This window comes from Treponema denticola (assembly GCF_024400535.1).
In the GTDB taxonomy this organism is placed as follows: domain Bacteria; phylum Spirochaetota; class Spirochaetia; order Treponematales; family Treponemataceae; genus Treponema_B; species Treponema_B denticola_C.
In genome coordinates this window covers 2,330,077-2,346,327 of sequence record NZ_CP038800.1, presented here as the reverse complement: position 1 = coordinate 2,346,327, position 16,251 = coordinate 2,330,077, and the positions used below count along the sequence as shown (strand labels likewise).

Annotated in this window: 16 protein-coding genes and 1 tRNA gene; 4 read left to right on the top strand and 13 right to left on the bottom strand. The window is 39.6% G+C overall.

Annotation, left to right across the window (positions count from 1 at the left end; genetic code table 11):
• Positions 1 to 8: 8 nt before the first annotated feature.
• From E4N78_RS10990 to E4N78_RS10950, 9 genes are all read right to left on the bottom strand, one after another.
• The gene (locus E4N78_RS10990; RefSeq protein WP_255810592.1) at positions 9 to 1,760 is read right to left on the bottom strand and encodes a TDE2508 family outer membrane beta-barrel protein; all 1,752 of its coding nucleotides are present in this window, start codon (positions 1,758 to 1,760) and stop codon (positions 9 to 11) included.
• 145 nt (positions 1,761 to 1,905) lie between these two features.
• Positions 1,906 to 2,901: a radical SAM protein gene (locus tag E4N78_RS10985; RefSeq protein WP_255810591.1), complete on the bottom strand. Its 996-nt coding sequence runs from the start codon at positions 2,899 to 2,901 to the stop codon at positions 1,906 to 1,908.
• Positions 2,902 to 2,940: 39 nt separating this feature from the next.
• Positions 2,941 to 3,396 carry a hypothetical protein gene (locus E4N78_RS10980; protein WP_255810590.1) on the bottom strand — a complete coding sequence of 152 codons (456 nt, stop codon included), beginning with the start codon at positions 3,394 to 3,396 and terminating at the stop codon, positions 2,941 to 2,943.
• A 69-nt stretch (positions 3,397 to 3,465) separates the two neighbouring features.
• Positions 3,466 to 4,482, bottom strand: a complete 1,017-nt coding sequence (tsaD, locus tag E4N78_RS10975; RefSeq protein WP_255810588.1) for a tRNA (adenosine(37)-N6)-threonylcarbamoyltransferase complex transferase subunit TsaD — start codon at positions 4,480 to 4,482, stop codon at positions 3,466 to 3,468.
• A 1-nt stretch (position 4,483) separates the two neighbouring features.
• On the bottom strand, positions 4,484 to 5,692 hold the full coding sequence (locus E4N78_RS10970; protein ID WP_255810587.1) for a divergent polysaccharide deacetylase family protein: 1,209 nt from the start codon (positions 5,690 to 5,692) through the stop codon (positions 4,484 to 4,486).
• 68 nt (positions 5,693 to 5,760) lie between these two features.
• The gene (locus tag E4N78_RS10965; protein WP_253718086.1) at positions 5,761 to 6,177 is read right to left on the bottom strand and encodes a type II toxin-antitoxin system HicB family antitoxin; all 417 of its coding nucleotides are present in this window, start codon (positions 6,175 to 6,177) and stop codon (positions 5,761 to 5,763) included.
• 125 nt (positions 6,178 to 6,302) lie between these two features.
• A complete protein-coding gene (locus E4N78_RS10960; protein ID WP_255810585.1) occupies positions 6,303 to 6,617 on the bottom strand; it encodes an addiction module antidote protein in 315 nt (104 codons plus the stop codon).
• Between the two features lie 15 nt (positions 6,618 to 6,632).
• Positions 6,633 to 7,895, bottom strand: coding sequence for a uracil permease (uraA, locus tag E4N78_RS10955; protein WP_255810584.1), 1,263 nt, complete (start codon positions 7,893 to 7,895; stop codon positions 6,633 to 6,635).
• Between the two features lie 110 nt (positions 7,896 to 8,005).
• Positions 8,006 to 8,767: a DUF368 domain-containing protein gene (locus tag E4N78_RS10950; RefSeq protein WP_370644933.1), complete on the bottom strand. Its 762-nt coding sequence runs from the start codon at positions 8,765 to 8,767 to the stop codon at positions 8,006 to 8,008.
• A 61-nt stretch (positions 8,768 to 8,828) separates the two neighbouring features.
• Here E4N78_RS10950 and E4N78_RS10945 point away from each other — a divergent pair, with 61 nt between their 5' ends.
• Both E4N78_RS10945 and E4N78_RS10940 read left to right on the top strand, forming a co-directional pair.
• Positions 8,829 to 9,887: a phospho-N-acetylmuramoyl-pentapeptide-transferase gene (locus E4N78_RS10945; protein ID WP_255810581.1), complete on the top strand. Its 1,059-nt coding sequence runs from the start codon at positions 8,829 to 8,831 to the stop codon at positions 9,885 to 9,887.
• Positions 9,888 to 9,906: 19 nt separating this feature from the next.
• Positions 9,907 to 10,629 carry a tRNA threonylcarbamoyladenosine dehydratase gene (locus E4N78_RS10940; protein WP_255810580.1) on the top strand — a complete coding sequence of 241 codons (723 nt, stop codon included), beginning with the start codon at positions 9,907 to 9,909 and terminating at the stop codon, positions 10,627 to 10,629.
• A 14-nt stretch (positions 10,630 to 10,643) separates the two neighbouring features.
• Here the strand turns inward: E4N78_RS10940 and E4N78_RS10935 are convergent, their stop codons facing one another.
• The 4 genes from E4N78_RS10935 to E4N78_RS10920 form a co-directional block, all read right to left on the bottom strand.
• On the bottom strand, positions 10,644 to 10,973 hold the full coding sequence (locus E4N78_RS10935; protein WP_255810579.1) for a type II toxin-antitoxin system PemK/MazF family toxin: 330 nt from the start codon (positions 10,971 to 10,973) through the stop codon (positions 10,644 to 10,646).
• A complete protein-coding gene (locus E4N78_RS10930; protein ID WP_255810578.1) occupies positions 10,961 to 11,203 on the bottom strand; it encodes an AbrB/MazE/SpoVT family DNA-binding domain-containing protein in 243 nt (80 codons plus the stop codon). Before E4N78_RS10930 ends, E4N78_RS10935 begins: the two co-directional genes overlap by 13 nt.
• Positions 11,204 to 11,299: 96 nt before the next feature.
• Positions 11,300 to 13,117, bottom strand: a complete 1,818-nt coding sequence (locus E4N78_RS10925; protein WP_255810577.1) for a DNA topoisomerase IV subunit B — start codon at positions 13,115 to 13,117, stop codon at positions 11,300 to 11,302.
• A complete protein-coding gene (locus E4N78_RS10920) occupies positions 13,117 to 14,337 on the bottom strand; it encodes a hypothetical protein (protein WP_255810576.1) in 1,221 nt (406 codons plus the stop codon). Before E4N78_RS10920 ends, E4N78_RS10925 begins: the two co-directional genes overlap by 1 nt.
• Positions 14,338 to 14,522: 185 nt before the next feature.
• Here E4N78_RS10920 and E4N78_RS10915 point away from each other — a divergent pair.
• A tRNA-Lys gene (locus E4N78_RS10915) sits at positions 14,523 to 14,595 on the top strand.
• 121 nt (positions 14,596 to 14,716) lie between these two features.
• Positions 14,717 to 16,249 carry a peptidyl-prolyl cis-trans isomerase gene (locus tag E4N78_RS10910; protein ID WP_255810575.1) on the top strand — a complete coding sequence of 511 codons (1,533 nt, stop codon included), beginning with the start codon at positions 14,717 to 14,719 and terminating at the stop codon, positions 16,247 to 16,249.
• Positions 16,250 to 16,251: the final 2 nt, after the last annotated feature.

Below are 16,251 nucleotides of genomic sequence, written 5' to 3'. Positions count from 1 at the left end.
TAATTCTGTTAGAATTTTATTGTACATGCAATTTTTAGATCTTTAAAGTTGACCCAAAGAAAGCTGTTGTCCAAAAGCGATGCGCTATAAACAAGGTCGAAGGCAAAGTTTTCAACTATGTTCCAGCGTATACCGCCTACAAGCTTTGCTTCAATTTGTTTATGGGAGCTTGTCTTATCCAAAGATTCGCTCTGTGGGGCAGAAACTGCTGTTGTTACGGTTGTGGTGTGTCCGTCATTATACTTTGTAACTGTTTTGGTATTCTCTACAAACGAATCATACGAGGTCTTTTTACTTGTAAATTCACCTTGTAAAAATTTGATATCGGCACCTAGGTTGAGGAATAAGCGGCCGGGCTTAGCTGCATAGCTTACGGCAGCCTTTATTGACGGTGCAATATTAAGTTTTACCTCGTTAACCGTTTTGACGGGGCTGGTTACCGTTTTAGTTTCTACATTGTTGTTATGGGCATTTGAGGGATTAAGATACCTCATGTCAGTAATTGTTGTGTCGATCTTCTCGGTAATGCTGTTATCAAAGCTTAGGGTAATGGGGAGCTCGGCAGCAGCCAATAATGAAAGGCGGTCTGTAAAGTCCTTTTTTACTTTATAGCCTGCTTTTAAAGTATTGCTGAAGTAGCTTTTTTTGATAAAGTCGGCCTTAAAAGTCGAAGTTATCTTGTGTTCTCCTGCAACAGCTTTATTGTAATCTTCTACTACAGTGTCAGTAGTGATACTATAATTACCGATTACCTTGTGTTTTGTACCGTCTGCGGCCGTATAGTTTTTGCCGTAAGCATTTACGGTAAAGTCATAGCCGAAATTAAAAACGGAATTAAGGCTGTCTCCCAATGCAAGACCCGTACCGAGTTTTCCCGTAATACCTACATGGGCATGGCTTCTGGCGTTTTGAGTCTTTGTTATCTTGTATTTTTCTTTTGAATCCTGCTCTGTCTTCGTCTCTAAACCGTAGAATGTTTCATAAGAATACGGAGTAGGACCAGGCTTATTAATTATGCTTCCTTCATAAATTTTAACTTCAAGAGAAGCTGTGGGCGAAAGAGTCATAGCTCCCAGAGGAATATTCATACCGAAGTCCACAAAGGGTCTGTGGATTGCTCCATTTATATAACCATTTGGGCTATAAACTATTGAACTAAGATATTCAGGTTTATTGCTTTCTGTAGCAGTGTTATCATTTTTTATAAATCCTTCTGGTTTGGTAGCACCATCAGCGATACCAAAAAACGTACCTGAATAATTTTGTCCTTGTCTAGAATAACCGGTTTTGATACCCATATTAGCAAAACCGAAAAGCATAACTGCCATGTGGTCGGCATCATATTTTTTTAATTCCTTGTCATAGTCTGAGGTTGTAAGCTTTTTGTTTCCAATAGTACCGGGAGTGGCGCCTTGGGTAATCTCGGTTTGCACCTTCTTCTTATTCTCACCGTCAAAAACACCTAGGTTTCCCTTATACCAAGAACCGATAAATAAGGGGCCTGCCTTAAATGCGGCACCTAGGTCAACCATGTTTTTGTTACCCTGTGCAAAGCCCGTAAAGACAAAAGCCTTGTCGAATTTTACTTTACCCCAGTCAATTACGTTTACAAATTGATCTATTTCGGTTGAAGTCAAGCCTACCGTAGCATCATTTGTAGGGGAAGTAGGGGTCGTGTTTGAGTCTTGTGCCCATGCGGCCCCTGTTGTAATTATTACCAGTGCTAAAAGACAGCTGATAAATCTCATCCTTGTTTTCATAAACAACTCCTTAATTAATTATAGTCCTTTTATTTTACTTATAAAATTGTAAGTTGTCAACCTTCGAATTACAAATTCGAATTACAAATTAGCATAATATAAATTCACATAAACAGACAAATAATAATAACAAGGTTACAAGAATTTAAGAAATTTGCTTCCAATGCCACAAAGGTTTTGAAAGTTCCGATGAAAAGGTTTGTACGCGGTTAAAATCGGGGAGCCAGTCATCGGAGGCGACAAGCTCTTGGTAAAAGCCCTCATCTATTTTTAAGCTTGAAAGGAGGTCTTTTAAGGTTTCGTCTTCCTTTAGGTTTAGCATACGGTTTTCAAAGAGAGAATAGTTTTTTATGCCGGCTGTTCTTTTAACCGGAGTGTATTGGGTCATCACCGAAATAAGAGCCCTGCCTCTTAAATTTTTTGCAAACCATCTTAGGACGGCCCTTGAGTCCGCAATGCGGGAGGGGAGGGCAAGGTGGCGGACTATGACGCCTGAGTAAAGTTTTCCTAAAGGGTATTTTTCTTTATTCTCCATACAGATTTTTAAGGGAGAAAGGCAGGCCATTTTTAGGATTGCCCTTGTTGCCGTTTCGGGATAATCGGGCGCATAAAAAACTTGAGAAGAAATTTGCGGGTTTAAGGTTTTTAAGTCGGGAAGCCAGCCGTCAACGCAGTCCGAAAGGAGGCTTATAGCTTCTTCGGCTTCATAGGCAGAAGAATTCCAGACAACAGGAATTTTTAAGCCTCGGTCTTTTGCTTCTTTTAGGCCGAGGGCTATTGCTGGGATTGCATGGCTGCCTGTAACGATGTTTATGTTTTCGGCCCCTTCTTTTTCGAGTATAAAACACAAGTTTACGAATTCTTCAAGGCTTACAGCCCTTCCCATGCCTTCTTGGGATATCTGATAGTTTTGGCAAAAGGAACAGCGAAGGTTGCAGCCCGTAACAAAGATTGTGCCTGAACCTCCGGCTCCCGTGATTGGAGGCTCTTCCCCGAAGTGGAGGCCTGCCCATGCAAGGCGTAAATCTCTTGTTTCGCGGCAAAAGCCTTTTTCGCCCTTATTGCGGTTTACCTTGCAATTTTTAGGGCAGAGAGTGCATGAGTCATATTCTTTAAAACTGAAATCTTCAAAAGAAAGCATTTATTAGGCGTCCATTGGGCTGTTTTTTTACGGATTTTCTTATATTTTTTTGCGCTCGACAATCACCGTCATTATCGAATTTAAAAGGTCCATGTCCAAACTTTCAGCCTCGGAAGAAATAATTAAATTTATCTGCTCCCAGTCTTCTTGCGGAAAGTCCATGTCTTTTTCAAAATTGCCTGCAATAAGAGAAAATATTTGATAGAACCATTCGACTGCATCTTCTTTTTTTTGTCTGCCCTCCGAATAGGCCGAAAGCCAATAGTCGGCAAAATCGTTTGCCAAAACTTGGGCCTGCTTATCGTAAAGCGAAACCGCTTTGCAAAAGATTTCCGTCAGGCGGGCGTCAAAAGCTGCTGTGTCTCCGTCCTTATTTAGCTTTTCTGCAAGTTGGTTCGCATGCGACTTTTCTACAAGCCGGCTTGCATCCGAATAAAATTTTTCCATCGTATCCATAATATCTTCCTTTACTATTAACTTTGCGATGTTTTTCATAAGTATTGAAATACTTATGAAAAACTCGTCGGTAATTGATAAAAATCTAATAGGATTTTTATCAATTACCTATTGCTTGCCTTTTTTGCTGAAGCCTTCAACTCGGGCGGAGGCTTCGACTGTAAAGGGCGTTCTGTCTCCGCGTTTTAGGTAATGATAGCCGAGGCCTGCAATCATCGCTGCATTATCCGTACAGAATTTAAGCGAGGGGAATATGCACTTTAATTCCTTGTGCTCGGCAAGTTTTTCCCTCAACAAAGAATTGGCCGCAACTCCTCCGCCTGCTACTATCGTTTTTAAGCCCGTATCTATCGAAGCATCTAAAAGGGGCCTGAGCAAAATTTTTACCGCCCTTGTTTGGAATGCGGCTGCAATGTTCTCGGGTGTTTTTTCAAAGTCCTTATTCCAAAATTGGTCTATCTGATTTATGACGGCGGTTTTTAGTCCCGAATAGGAAACATCGTACTTATGCCCTTCCTTGTGGATTATAGGCATGGGGAAGTTGGCCGCCTTGGGATTTCCGTTTTTGGCGAGTTTGTCGATTACGGCTCCTCCCGGATATCCCAGATTATAAAACTTGGCAACCTTGTCAAAGGCTTCCCCCGGAGCATCGTCGATTGTGGTACCTAGGACTTCAATATCGTCAAAGTTATTTACCTTGCAGATAATCGAGTGCCCGCCTGAAACTAAAAGCCCCAGATATGGGTAGGGGATATCATTTTCCAGATGGCTTGCATATAGATGTCCCAGCATGTGATTTACGGCAATAAAGGGCTTATTTGAAGCCCATGCAAGGGTTTTTGCAAAGGTAAGCCCCACTAAAAGGGAACCCATGAGCCCAGGCCTTCCGGTGGCGGCGATGCCGTCTATTTCTTCAAGGCTCAGACCGGCTTCTGCTAAGGCTTGTTTAACAACGGGCAAAATCCATTCGGTATGTTTCCGGCTTGCTATTTCGGGAACGACGCCGTTATACATTTTGTGAAACGGAATTTGTGTTGCAACGATATTGCTTAAAATTTTATTTCCGTCCTCGACGACTGCCGCTGCAGTTTCATCGCAAGAACTTTCTATTCCTAATATCTTCATTTTATTTCCCTTTTGATTTTGAAATTGTAGAAAATGTATATCCTTCTTGAGTTAAATCGGAGTACATTTCTTTTAGAAGAATTGCAAGATCTACGGTAAACACATGGCCTATCATAATCGCTTCACCTCTTTGTGAGGCAATTTCCAAGCCGTCTATAATTTGTTTTTTCATATAGGCCTTATCTTTTTTATTATCAAGAAAGACAGCTCTTTCCCAAATGCTCATATTCAGTTTTTTTGCAGCTTGAGGGACAACGCTTTTTGAGCTGGTGCGGGAATCTAAAAAGTATATGTTTTTTTCCCTGCACAATTCAAGCACCGCCTCCATAGCTTCTTCGTCGGATGTGATAAGAGAACCCTCGTGGTTATTCATTCCGGCTATGGGCCCGATTTCTTCTACATTTGAAGCTACGATTTTTTTTATCTCTTCACGGCTCATGCCGGGTTTAACGGCTCCTTTTCCCGGATCTATATTCGGGTCTAAGGCCTGCATCGGCTGATGAAGGATGAGTTCCTTACCGGCCGCCCTTATTCTTCTTGCCGTTTCCCTTGAGTTAGGCAGCTTAGGCAAAACGGCTATGGTACAGGGAAAGGGTAAGTCCAAAAAATACTGCAACTGTTCTAAGTTGTGTCCTGCATCGTCAAACACAAAAATAAGCTTTCCCTTTGAAGGAAGCTCAGGCAAGTCCTGAATAGGGTAGGCCGAAGAGTCGGGCTCTTGTTCTTGAGGTTTAGGCTTGTCCGTAATTATAGGACTTTCAGGCTTTTTTGCCTTGGTTTCTTTGCTCGGCTTTTCGCTTTCTTTAGTCTGATTTTTTGCTGTCTGTGTTTCAGTTTCTTTAAGTTTATCGGGTACGGCCTTTTTTGCAGCTTCTTTAGGCAGATTTTTTGCGGTCTGCGTTTCAGCTTCTTTGCTTTTTTCGGTATGCTTATCTTTAGCCTTGCTTTCGATAGGAGGCTTTTCGGCAATTTTAGGCTTTTCTTCTTTTATTTTTTCTTGTTCCTTGGCAATTTGCGTTTTATTCGCTGTTTCATCTTTATTTTTTACCGAAGGAATTATAAACAAAAATACGGCGAGCATTATTACAGATACCGCTAAAAAACCGGCTATAGCTCCGGTATAGTTAATTTTTGACTTTTTTCTTCTCTTTCTTCCGGTTTTTTTTGCCGGTTTAGTTGTTTTTCCTGTTTTGGTGCTCTTTTTTGCCATAGGCATAAAAGATAAGCATTAAGGGGGCTTTTGTCAATCGGTAGGAATTTAACTATTTTGCCGAAAATTTATCTTGTTTGTAAAACGGTTTGAAATTGTTTTTTTAGACTCTCTTGTAAAAGCTGTGAACAATTTATATTATGCTCCGAGGCAAGAGCATTTAGCCATGCAGGTAAGGTTACGGTTCGGTTAACTGAACGTGTTTTTTGCATCATGCGGTAAGTAGGAAGATATACGTCAATTAAAACGGATTTTTCATTTTTACCTGTTTTTATATTACTTAAGTGAGAAGCCTTAGGAATAGGTTCTCCATCATCTTCGAGCCCGCACAGAACACAACCAAGAAGTTCTCGTGCAGATAATAGAGCATCAGCCTCATCTTCTCCCGAGGTAGCACAACCCAAATCGGGGAAAACAACTGCAATTTCTTTTTTACCGTTATAGGTGAATATTGCAGGATAAAAAAAACGTTCTTGTTTCTTCACATTTACCTCTTATTTAAATCTTATCCCCGATTGTTTTTCAATAGTTTTTAATGTCGCAATCGGTATATATTCTAATTACCATTGTCAAATACTTATCCAATATTTTTTTGAGAATGCTGTCAATTTTATATGCTTGCTTGTTTTAAAGTTTTTGGAGCAGCGATGCTCATTTCTAAATTAAGAAATTCAAGAACCTTAAAGATTGTTGAAAAAGAGGGATTCCCTTTTTTTGATAGCGATTTATAAAGACTTTCTTTACTGACATCTATTGTTTTTGCTAGATCCGTCATTCCTTGAGCTCTGGTTACATCTCCAAGGGCTTCTATAAACAGTTCCGGCATATTATCTTCCCTTGCAATTTTTAGTATTTCATCTAAGTATATTGCAATATCTTTTCTTGTTTTAAGATAATCTGCTGCGTCCCATTTTGATACTTTCATATTAATACAAGCTCCCTATTCTTCCAGCACTCCAAGTTTTCCAAAAATAAAAAAGATAAGGCTTAAAGCTACGGCAACGAGAGAGGCTAAAACCATTCCCTTAAATTCGATTTCTCCGAATTTTATGCTGAGGCCGCTCAATCCTGTGGTAAATACTATCGAGGTTAGGATTAAGTTTTTTGATTTTGAATAATCGACCTTTGAATCTACTAAAAGGCGTATTCCCGAAGCTCCTATCATTCCATAGAGCAAGAATGTTATACCGCCTATGACGTTTCCGGGTACGGTACGGATTAGGGCAGCTAGCGGGCTTATAAAGGCCATACAGATTGAAATGATTGCGGCTCCTGCAATTACATAAACGCTGTAAATACCGGTAACAGCCATAACGCCTATGTTTTCGCCGTAGGTTGTAGTGGGCACTCCTCCGACAAGGCCTGAAAGAGCTGTCGAAAAATTATCGGCAAAGATACTCCTGTGAAGGCCGGGATTTTTTAACAGGTCTTTTCCGATGATGTTGGAAGTTACTACCTGATGGCTTATGTGTTCGCTTGTAATAACTAAAAGAACGGGAAGCATTGTGATAATTGCCATGAGGTCGAATTTGGGAAGCTGAAAATGGGGAAGGGTAAAAAGTCCTGCTTCTCTTATTATCGAAAAATCTACCATACCGAAAAAGATTGCGGCTATGTAGCCTGCAATGCTTGCAATTAAAATAGAAATGGTAGATAAAAAGCCCTTAAAAAGAACCGAACCCAAAACGGCCGCTCCTATCGTAATAAAAAAAACTATTATGTCGCCCCGTGAGGCCGATTCCGTCATGATGTTTGCCCCGATAGTTCCGCCTCGAACAGTGAGTCCCGTAAGCTCAAAACCGATCAGGGAAACGACGGCACCCATGGCTGCAGGCGGAAGAATGACATTGATCCATGAGGTTCCGAACTTATAAATTATAAAGGCTATGAGGCATCCTAAAAGTCCTGTTACTATAAAGGCCCCTTGGGCATACTGAAATCCCATGGAAGAAATAATCAGGCCGGCAGGTCCTAAAAAGGCAAAGCTTGAACCTAAGTAGGCGGGTGCTTTTCCCTTTGTTATGGCTATAAATAAAAGGGTTCCCACACCGTTCATAAATAGAACGATGCCTGCATCAATTCCGAATATAATCGGAACCAAAACCGAGGCACCGAACATTGCAAATGTATGTTGAATACTTAAAGGCAAGAAAAGCCCCGCCGGAACTTTTTCGTCAACTTGATAAATTCTTTTATGTAACATGTTAATTTCCTTACTTCAATTTAATCTTTTTTTATCTTTTCAAACAGCGTTATCAGGCTCCAGCCTGCAAGCATACAGAGGACTGCAGCCAGCCTCATTGAAGGCAGCAGTCAGCCGTCGGGTAGCATGTGACGGATTGAACCTGCAACCAGCCCTAAAATAAAGGCGTAGGTTATCTTGGGAAATTTCTCCATTAAAAAACCGATTAAACGGGCAGAAAGAATAATGCCGGCTAGAATACCTAAGCCTACAGGAATCAGTACCGGAATGTTAAGCTCTGTAATGGCTTTGATTACCGTATAATAAGCTCCAATTATCAAAAGGAGGAAGGAGCCTGAGATACCCGGGATTACCATTGCCGCAGCTCCTACAAAACCTGCAAGAAATAAAAAGATAAAGCTTCCGAGGCTCAATGTTTCTACGGCCGCAGTTGATGAGGCCGCCGCACCCTTAAAAAAGTACAGGGCAAGCATTATGCTTAAACCTATAAAGAACCAAAGAATTTTGGAGGCTGTTTTAAAAGATGATTTTTGCTCTTTTTCGCGTACAAACTCAAAGATTATAAAGATACTTCCGACTATAAGGCCTATAAAAAAGAAATTGGTCTGTATGGGAAATCTTTCATAAACAATTTTAAAAAGGCGTGCAAAGAGTAGAACTCCTAAGCCGATACCTCCGAAAAGGCAAAGATAAATTTTAAAATTGGCTTTGATAGTTTTGATGTCAAGGCTTGCAGCGCCTATAAGGTCGGAATAAACCCCAAAAACGACGGCTATAGTTCCGCCTGAAACTCCGGGGATGACATTTGCTATACCTATGGCAATGCCTGCGATTATCTTCTTTATATAATTTAACATTGGCCTATTATACATAAATTTTAGGATATAAACAATACAATAGACACAATCTATAAAAATTTGGTATAATACAAAAATGTTATACCATATTGCAGAACTGCTTGGTCCTTATTTCGGGCCGATGAGACTTTTACAATCCTACGCCGTTTTAATTTCTTTAGGCCTGTTTTTGGGTTTTTTAATGACGGTTTTACTCTTGCCTAAATTTTATTCCAAATTGCCGAAAGACAGAGGTCGGGAGTTTACCGTAAATCCCGAAGCTGCCGTAGGAAAACCTACGGGGGGCGGCGCGGTATTTATTTCCATCTTCGTGCTCTGCGTTTTTTTATTGATTATACCGACACTTACACAAGGCCTTGTTTTGGTTATAACCTTTGCCGTTATGCTGACGGGATTTTTAGATGACAGGTCCGAAAAGTCGTGGGGAGAATATTTAAAGGGCAGCTTAGATTTTATTTTATCGGCAGTAACGGCCCTTGTTATTTTTTATATCTATTTTGAAGGAAAGGTTTCCTTTTGGCTTCCCTTTACATCAAACCTTGTTGAAGTACACCCTATTGTTTTCTTTGCGGTTTCAATAATGATTTTGTGGATTTCGATTAATACAACAAACTGTACTGACGGAGTTGACGGCCTTTCGGGAACCCTTATTCTATTAGCCCTTGTTTCCCTCGGTATAGTCTTTTACTTTGTTTTGGGACATGTCAAGGTTGCGGCCTATCTTTTGGTTCCGAATATCAGCACAGGTGCAAAATGGGCTGTTATGATTTTTACCCTCTGCGGAGTTCTTACCGGCTATCTTTGGCATAATGCCTATCCGAGTAAGGTACTTATGGGAGATGCAGGTTCCAGAGCATTGGGCTTTTTTATCGGTGTGCTGGTAATTATTTCACGGAACCCCTTTATACTTTTGATGACGAGCGGGGTTATCCTCATAAACGGAGGAACGGGGATTTTAAAAGTGGTTATGCTCCGCTTTTTTAAAATCCGTATTTTTAAAAACATCAGGTTTCCTCTTCATGACCACATGAAAAGGAATTTGCAGTGGTCGCCGACTCAGGTTTTAATCCGATTTGTGATTGTCCAAATTTTAATTACGATTGTGATTTTAGGAATTCTATTTAAGATTAGGTAGGCTTATAATTTTTAGGACGATGAGTTTTTTATCGAGGTTTGAGCCTCTTTTAGGTTCTGAAAATTTAAAGAAAATTGAAGACGCACGGATTGCTGTTTTCGGTTTGGGAGGTGTGGGAAGCTATACTGCCGAGGCTCTTGCTCGAAGCGGGGTTGCCCAAAACGGGACAGGGCAGCTTATTTTGATTGACGGCGATACGATAGAAGAAAGCAATATCAACCGCCAGCTTTATGCTCTTTATTCTACCATCGGAAAAGCTAAGACCGAAATTGCAAGGGAGCGTATTGCCGATATAAATCCGGCATGTAAAATAAAAGCTGTAAATTCCTTTATCCTGCCCGGTAATTTTTATAAAATTTTAGGCGAAGATTTTTTTAAAGGGGTAGATTTTATAGTTGATGCCGTCGATACAATAGCCCTAAAACTTTTTCTTGCAGCCGAGGCCGAAAAAAATGATGTCTCCCTTATCTCGGCGATGGGCTGCGGAAACCGCCTAAATGCCGATTTTGAATTTGCAGATATTTACAAAACAAGTGTCTGCCCTCTTTGTAAGGTAATGCGTACCGAGCTTAAAAAAAGGAATGTTAAGCACTTGAAGGTACTTTATTCTAAAACCGAATGTACCGTAAAACAAAAACCTCCGGCCTCGGCTGCATGGGTACCCTCAATCGCCGGCCTTTTAATCGCCGGGGAGGTTGTTAAAAGCCTGTATCAGACGGCTTCTTTTAAAGAAACATTGTAAGCCTGATTCGTATTTTAATCGACAAGCATTTCTTTAATGATTTTTTTTACGGCAAGGACTTCTGCCGGTTTTATCTTTCCCAAATGTTTTACCAATCTTACCCTGTCTACGGTTCTGATTTGATCCAATACTATCCACCCCTTTTTGCCTTCAAATTTTATACTGACTCTTGTCGGGTAAGCATGAGACTTTGTAGTCATAGGGGCAATAATAACGGTGGAAATATTGTTATTCATAACATCGGGAGATATTACCAAGCAAGGCCTTGTTTTTTGTATTTCATGGCCTATTGTTGGAGCTAAGTTTATAAGATAGACCTCGTATTGCTTAATTACCATTCCCATTGAAAATCCTTTGGCTCAGGGATATCTTCCGCTAAGTCTTCATTATTTTGGTGCATCTTACGAAAGGCTTCTTCCCATCCTTTTCGAGGTTCGTATTTTATAGGTTTTAATAAAATTCCTTTTTCCGAAACCTCCACTTCAAACTTATCTGCACTTGAAACCTTATCAAGCACGAGTTTCGGTAATCTTATTCCGCGTGAATTTCCTACAGGTACAAGCGATACAATCATAAAAGGCCTCCTTGTCTCCTTTATGTAATTATATTGTAATCACAATAAAGAGTCAAGCTTTTTTTTAATCGCTTTTTATACCTGCTGGAGAGGTAATTAAGCGTCTATCTCGGCCAAAAGATTTTTCATGATAAATTTGCGGCGTTCGGGGGTGTTCTTGCCCATGTAGAATTCCAAAATTGAAGGAACTTTTTTTAGGGTTTGAACCGTTACGGGGAGGAGTTTTATATCCTGCCCGATAAATTGCCCGAATTCCTTTGGGCTTATTTCTCCCAAGCCCTTAAAGCGGGTAATTTCGGAAGAAGCCCCAAGGCGGCTTACGGCCTCATCTCTTTCTTTTTCGGAATAGCAATAGTTTGTCTCTTTTTTGGTGCGTACCCTGAATAGGGGCGTTTCCAAGATATGAACCCGTCCTGAGGTAACCAGCTCTTCAAAATAGCTTAAAAAGAAGGTTAAAAGCAGGTTACGGATATGAAAGCCGTCGTTATCCGCATCTGTTGCGATTACGATTTTAGAGTAGCGCAAGCCCTCAATATCGTTTTCGATGCCTAGGGCCATCATCATATTATAAAGCTCGGCGTTTTTGTATATCTGAGCCCGTTTTTTGCCGTACATGTTTTCAGGTTTTCCTCGTAGAGAAAAAATTGCCTGCGTTAAAACATCCCTGCTTGAAACCATTGCCCCTGTAGCCGAGTCTCCTTCGGTAATAAAGATCATGGTGTCTTCACCGAATTTTCCGTCTCCTAAATGGAATTTGCAGTCCTTTAATTTAGGAATCTTTATGGCAATTTTTTTTGCTGCTGCCTTTGCTTCTTTTTTTACCGTGTTAAGCTCGGTTCGGAGTTTTTCGTTGGCAATTATCTTGCTTTCAAGTTTTGCGGCAGAGTCCGCATTTTTTTGCAGCCATTCTACAACTGCCGACTTTGTATCGTTGACTATCCAAGAGCGCACCTCGGTGTTGCCGAGCTTATTCTTTGTCTGGCTTTCGAAGACGGGAGCTTGAATCTTTACGGAAACGGCAGCACAGGTTCCCTCTCTTACATCTTCGCTCTTATAGTTCTTTCTAAAATACTCGTTAATGCCTTTTAATAAGCCTTCCTTAAAGGCTGAAAGGTGAGTTCCGCCGTCGGAAGTGTATTGTCCGTTTACAAAGGAGTAGTAGGTTTCGCCGTAATTGTTTGTATGCGAAAAAGCAAACTCAAGCTGTTTTTCTTTGAATCGGCAGACTTCATAAATTGTTGAAGTTCCTACATTGGATTCAAGCAAGTCCAAAAGGCCGTTTTCGGATTTAAAAAGTTTTCCGTTAAAGCTCAAGGTAAGGCCTGAGTTTAAATAGGCATAGTTCCAAATCCGTTTTTCAATAAAGTCCAAATTGAATTTATAGTCCCCGAAAATTTTTGTATCGGGAATGAATTCGACAAGGGTTCCGTTTTTGATCCCGGGCTTTGTGTTTCCGCTTTTTTCGCTTACGAGCTTTCCTCTTTCAAAGATAGCTTCAGCATATTTGCCGTCCCGCACGGCTACAACCCTAAAATGTTCCGAAAGGGCATTTACAGCCTTTGTTCCGACTCCGTTTAAGCCGACCGAAAACTGAAAGACATCATCGTTATATTTTGCACCGGTGTTTATAACCGAAACACATTCTACCAATTTTCCTAAAGGAATACCCCGTCCGAAGTCGCGGACCGTTATCTTATTTTCTTCTTGTTGAATATCTATGCGGGAACCGTTTCCCATTATAAACTCGTCTATCGAGTTGTCGATAACTTCCTTTACGAGGATATAGATTCCGTCATCTGGATTTGAGCCGTCGCCTAGACGGCCTATGTACATACCGGTCCTTAACCGGATATGTTCAAGGGAGCTCAAGGTTTTTATTTTGGACTCATCATAAACAGCTTTTTTTTCAGCCATTATTCTTCCTCCGGAAGCTTTTCAGAGCTTTTATCCATCAATTTTTCTTCAATTTTTTTGGCATAATCTTCCAAATCGGCAATTTTAGCTTGCGCTGTTTTGATGCCTGTTTCTGAATCGCTGATTTTCTTTTCAGCTTCCTTGATTGCATTTTCCGAATTTTTTATAGTCCGGTTGAAATTTTGAATCCTATTTTCTTCGGCCTTTATCTTTTGCATTAGCTCGCATAATTCAATATTATATTTAGTTTTTGTTATTTCTTTTAGATAGTTTCCTGCTTTTTTTAGATAGCCGGCATATTTGCCCAGCTCTTCATCCGAGGGGTTTTCTCCAAGAGCCGAATCTCCTTCCGGTGAGTAAAAATTTTCCGCATACTTTAAGCCGGTAGATTCCAAAATAGAATCTATGTTTTCATCGATTTCTTTTATTCTGCTTGTAAAATTATCGATGCGTTTTTTTGAATTTTTGTCTGCTCCGGTATCGGCTAATTTTTTGGTAACAAAACCTGTTTCTTCTTCTATCATTTTAAGGCGGTTTTCTGAGTCAGTCAAATCCGTGCCTAATTTTAACATTTCTTCGTAAGTTTTTTTAAGTTCGGATGAAAGTTTATCTTCATCATAAAGCACTTTTACTTCTTGAGAAGTGTTTATATCTATATCCGATTTTGTTAAGATATTTTTAATCTTTTTTTCGGAATTTTTTATCTTTAATTCCTGAGAAGAAATCTTGCCGGAAATGCCGAGCTTGACAAAAAAGTTTGCTTCTTTTTTTTCGGTTTTTAAGGCTTCTATTTTTTCTTGAATTTCGTGTATTTTTGCTTCTTCTGCGCGTATTTCGGCGGATAAGGGGTCAAAAAGAGCTGTACACTGAGGTAAAAAGTCCTTGTAAAGTTTGAGCAAAAAATCTCCCTTTAGTTTTTCGGCCTCTTTTTTGGTATCTAAAAGCCTATCCTTTATTTGTTTTTTAAAATTGTCCAATTCGGAAAGACGGGCATTGTTATTTTTTATGTCCAAGATACTTTCAGTACAAACCTTTCTTTCATCATATAGTTTTTGCCATTTAAGAAAATTTTCTTGTGAAACTCCATTATTTACCGAAACCGGATCGGCAGTATCTTTGAGAAGTTTACTTCCAAGCTGCTTATAGGTTTCAGCGAGTTTAGACTCAAAATCTTTTAATTCTTTTAAAAGAACAGGGATTGTTTTATTGCTATTATTCATTCTTCTATTTTAATCTTTTCTTTTAGTTTTGGCAAGCGGATGGGAGAGAGGTGAATCTATTTTTGATTTTAATTATAAAAAGTCTGTTTAGCATAAAAAATATAAAAAAATATGCTTTTTTAGCTATTTAGTATTGACATTTATTTTAACCTATGGTAGTATATCCCCCGTTGCAATAGCAAAATGGGCTATTAGCTCAGGAGGTAGAGCAACGCCCTTTTAAGGCGTGGGTCTCAGGTTCGAATCCTGAATAGCTCAAAACGGAGCCGGTTTATATCGGTTCCGTTTTTTTTTGCCCAAATGCCGATGTATTGACAAATGGGCTGTATAAGTGGTAATATTCTGCTTTAAGTCTAAATTTACATTTTTAGAGGTTTATATGGCTAGTTCAAAAAAGATTGCTGCTTCCATAGGAGGCATTATTGTTTTCGTTTTGGGGGTAATTGCCTTCGTTGTAGCTCCTATGGTTACGGAAAGATCATCTCAAGGTTTTAAAGTTGTCGGTAAATGGGGAAATGTTCGTATAGATAATAGTTCTTCATCTCCTTTTATTGGTCAATATCAATTTTTGGCTAATTATGTTGAGCGGCAAAAAATCGAGCCGGAAGATGCCCAAATGAGAGAATTTTTCTGGCAGCAGATTTCATACTTGGCTTTTAGGGCTGCTGTTGTGCAGGTAGCTATGGAAGATGAGGTTGTAAATGCAGGATACCGCGTTCCTCAGTTCCGAGTTAATAAGGATTTAATAAACTATTATTTGGATGAAAACGGCGTTTATTCCGAAAGTAAATATCAGAACACTCCCGAAGCCACGAGGGTAACATATAGAAAGGAAATCGAAAAATATATTAAGGACAACCGTTATATAGAAGATTTATTTGGAAACGGAAGCGGATACGGCCTTAAAACCTCCTCCAAGGAAACGGATTTTATCGTCGATATGGCAAAGAAAGAAAGAAGCTTTAAATATGTTGTTTTTAATTTGAGCCTATATCCTGTTTCCGAAATCGTAAAATATGGGAAAGAGCACAGTAACCTTTTTACAATGTATGATTTCTCATTATTAAGTTATCTTACTGAAGAAGAAGCTAAGAAGATGCTTGTTTCCATTAAAAACGGTGAGGTAAGTTTTGAAGACGCTGTTATCTTAAACGCCACAAAGACTTTGACGGATGATAACGGAAAAATTACCGCAAATTACAGGACAGATATAAATAGATATTTTCCGGATAATGAACATCTTAAAACGGTTTTAGCCCTAAAACCATCTGAGTTAAGTTCTGTCGTTTCTTTGGATAACGGAATGTTTGCGATTGTTCGATGTAATGCTGAACCTGCTCTTCCGGATTTTGAAAGCGAAGCCCTTATTTCAAATATTCGAAATTATATGAACAGAAATGAAAAGGGCCTCCTTGAAAACTATATTGTTAATATGGCAGGTAAATTTGTAGAGTCTGCAAAAGTATCCGGTTTTGAAAAGGCTGCTGCAGATTTTGAGGGATCTTCTTTATCCGTTGAAACATCGAATCTTTTCGGTATCAATTATGGAAATGCAAGCTCCTTGCCCACTCTTCCGGCCCAAGGCTTTTTTAATGCTGTTTCAAAGAATGAATCTTTCTTTAAAAAAGCTTTTGCATTAAAGAGCGGAGAAATTTCCGAGCCCATCCTTGCCGGTTCCGAAGTTGCAGTATTAACTCTTGAAGAAGAAAAAGAAGTTGATGAGTACACTCTTGACCGCACTAAAAAGGATTATCAAAATCAAGCAGGTGCTTGGTTTCCCTATTATCACATAGCGGCTATTATGAGTATGCAAGGAATGAATTATCCTCTTCCGATTGCTCATAAAACATTTATGGACTATATTTTTACAAATTCCAAATTCCAAGATAATTTTGGGAATCTATTTAAATAATA